This is a genomic window from Bacillus sp. AFS001701, from assembly GCF_002559405.1.
Classification (GTDB): domain Bacteria; phylum Bacillota; class Bacilli; order Bacillales; family Bacillaceae_G; genus Gottfriedia.
This window is the reverse complement of record NZ_NTZO01000541.1, coordinates 1-2,773: the sequence shown is the minus strand read 5'-3', so window position 1 is coordinate 2,773 and position 2,773 is coordinate 1. Positions and strand designations below refer to the sequence as shown.

Below are 2,773 nucleotides of genomic sequence, written 5' to 3'. Positions count from 1 at the left end.
AGAAAAAACATGGAAAGTAAATTTACTAATTTAAAGCAGAAAATCGTTATTAAATTAGAAGTGATTGAAAAATTGTTAAGCGAAAAAGGAATTCAAATTGCCGACGATTCTCAAATTAATCTTCATATTGTTAATGAGATTTTGACTGAACATATAGTAAGTATAATGGATGATTTAAAAAGGCTTGAAGAAAATGAGAAAATCCAAAAATCACAATTAGAAGTTAGTCAGCAAGAGCTATTTTCAGCAGAAGCCCATAATAAAAATATTGAACGATTACATGAAGTAATTGAATTATTAACTATGTTAAAAGGTCAAGAGTTAGAAATAGAAGATAAAAAAGCAAAAATAAAATTAGCCGCAAACGCTGAAAAAGTATTGCCTATAAAAACTGAACTTGAAAAACTAAAAAATTCACTTCAAGTAACGAACGATAAATTATTATTCGAAATAGAAAGTTTAAAAGAAACACTCTTTAAAATTGAAAAAATCTCTGCAGAAGTCACTACATTACCTGAAGAGCAAAAAAAATTAGGTAGTTTAGAAAGCCAATTGAGTAATTTATTAGCGTTAAAAGAAGATATCGATCTATTTCAAAATCATAAAGTAGCGTTTCATAACAAGTCAAAGCAGATCCTATTAGTTGAAAATGAAGAAAAGACATTACAAGATGGTTTAAAGAAAGAGAACGAAGAATTAAATCAATTAAAACAGCAACTAAATGATTTAGAAGGTGTTCATGATCAATGGGCAAAACTCTCCTTATTTAACAAGGAAATCTCACTAAAAGGTGGGTTTGCTAAACGAATCTTTTTTGCAAAAAAAGAATTAGAGCAAAAACGAAATGAATATCAAATAAAAAATTTAGACCATTTTAAGCTGAAAAATGAATTGGACAGAATTGAAAGTGAAATGCATCAGCAAAAAGCCGCTTTTTTAGCGAAAGATTTAAAAGATCAAGAGCAATGTCCAGTTTGTGGAAACACCCATCACCCATCACTTGCTAAATTTAATGGGACTGTCAATGAAGAAGAAGCAGAAAAATTGAAAATGCAAGTAAATCAATTCCAGACTCAACTAGCAACTATTCAGGGGGAAATTAAAAGTAAAGAAAACTCATTAAAAATTGATGAACAATCATTTTTTGAAGAGCATGGACAATTTGATTTTACAAATGAAGGTCTTAAAGCTCTTGCTAATGAGTTCAATGAGAATGAATCAAACTTAAAAAATCTGACTGAGAAAAAAGCTACTTTCGAAAAGATTAATAATGTAATAAAAACAAAAGAACAATTAATTAGGGATTTAATTGTAAAAGATACAGAGAAGACTGAAGCATTGAATAAGTTTACGAATGAATTAAATGAATTAAAAATTCAGATCGTACAAATTGAATCAAAATTACCTGAATCTTTAAGAACACTTGAGAAATGGCAATGGGAAAAAAATGAAATTGAAAAAAATATAGCAATATTAAAAGCTAAAATTTCAAAAATTGAAGAAGAATATAGAAACCTAACTGAACAGAAGACGGTTAAAGAGACTACTCGTACTCATCTCGAGAAAGAAGTGTTAAAATTAAAGGAAGAGATTCAATCAACAACGATTCTTTATCATAAAAAAATTGCTGAGTACGAGTTTAATGGTGAATCAGAGTTTATAAGTGCAATTGAATATATTCGAACGATTGATCAATATCGAAATGATTTATCAATGTTTGAAGAGAATCTTCAGAGACTAAGTACTGAAAAAGAATTGCTTGAAAAACAAGTTCAATCGATGGAAAAAGTTGATGTAAGCGAACTTAAAATGAAGATACAAGAAATTACTCAGCATTTAGATTCGATCGTTAATGAGATGATACGTATTCAAGAATTAAATAAGCGATTAAGTCAATTGAAAATTGACCTACAAATATATCAAGAGGATTTTGTAAAAACTGAGCAAAAATTAGCAGGTTTAACGGATTTATATAAAGTTACAAAAGGCGATAATGATAAAATGATATCGTTTGAGCGATATGTCTTATTGGATTATTTTGAACAAATTATTGAATCGGCAAATATCCGACTTGATCATTTATCAAATGGCCAATTTCAATTGCAACGAAAAGATGCAGTTGAAAAAGGAAGGAAACAAAGTGGTTTAGGATTGGAAGTATATGATTCCTATACGGGTCTTGCTAGGGATGTAAAAACATTATCTGGTGGAGAGCAGTTTAATGCATCACTTTGTTTAGCATTAGGTATGGCCGATATTATTCAAGCACATAAAGGTGGCGTATCAATTGATACGTTATTTATAGATGAGGGATTTGGATCGCTAGATGATGAATTATTATCAAAAGCAATTGACACACTTATTCAGCTTCAAAAATCTGGCCGTTTAATTGGCGTTATTTCTCATGTGCAAGATGTAAAGGATGCAATGCCTGCAGTAATTGAAGTTCATAAAACGAATAAGGGGTATTCAGAGTTATCAATTTTAATTAAATAAAGCTGTAAGAGAACCGGAAACAAAGCGAATGTTTCCGGTTTTTTATTTTTACTAAAAAGAGTTCGATTAGAATTTTTTTGAATGAAATATAGTTATCTATAAATACATTAATAATATAAAATCTTATTTTAATAATCCTTTGAATGAACCTGTTGAATGGAGGGGATTGGCAAAAAATGACATAGTATTGCATATTTAAACAAGAATAGATATAATAATTAAAAATCTAAATATATTAAATTTTCAATATATTTAATCTGATCAGAAATTTACTTAC

General features: G+C 28.8%; 1 protein-coding gene. It reads left to right on the top strand.

The genetic code is table 11. The annotated features are described in order from the left end of the window. Window positions 1–2,496, top strand: a 2,496-nt coding sequence (locus CN514_RS22375) for an SbcC/MukB-like Walker B domain-containing protein (protein WP_141529487.1), incomplete at its 5' end; no start/stop codon positions are given. Window positions 2,497–2,773: the final 277 nt, after the last annotated feature.